This is a genomic window from Xanthomonas albilineans (assembly GCF_002939705.1).
In the GTDB taxonomy this organism is placed as follows: domain Bacteria; phylum Pseudomonadota; class Gammaproteobacteria; order Xanthomonadales; family Xanthomonadaceae; genus Xanthomonas_A; species Xanthomonas_A albilineans.
Map to the genome: position 1 here is coordinate 1 of NZ_MDCB01000095.1, position 522 is coordinate 522.

The following is a 522-nucleotide window of genomic DNA, read 5'->3' on the forward strand; positions in this document are numbered from 1 at the left end:
CGTGCCCGGGCGATGTTCCCGGCGGCCGAGATTTTCAATCTGTATGGACCGACAGAAGCGGCGGTGGATGTCACGGCTTGGCGCTACTGCGCAGGATGGGAACATGCTGGCAGCCTCCCGATCGGCCACCCGATCGCCAACACGCGCATCTACATCCTTGATACACACGGTGCGCCGGTGCCGATCGGGGTGGTGGGCGAGTTGTATCTCGGTGGTGACGGTGTGGGACGTGGGTATCTGAACCGCGATGACTTGACCGCCGTGCGCTTCCTCATCGATCCATTCAGCGCGGATCCAACGGCGCGGATGTACCGCACTGGCGATCTGGGGCGTTGGCATGCCGACGGGACGATCGAGTTTGTCGGACGCAACGATCATCAGGTCAAGATCCGCGGTTTCCGCATCGAGTTGGGCGAGATCGAGGCGCGGCTGAGCGCGCATGCGGAGGTGCGCGAGTGCGTGGTGGTGGCGCTGGATGCGGCCGCAGAGAACGATAAACGGCTGGTGGCGTATTGGGTCGGT

The 522-nt window shown here is 63.6% G+C and carries 1 protein-coding gene; it reads left to right on the plus strand.

Features of this window, described 5'->3' with window-relative positions:
• Positions 1 to 522 (plus strand): AMP-binding protein (locus tag XalbCFBP2523_RS15900; RefSeq protein WP_146084154.1); only part of this gene is annotated, 522 nt, incomplete at both ends.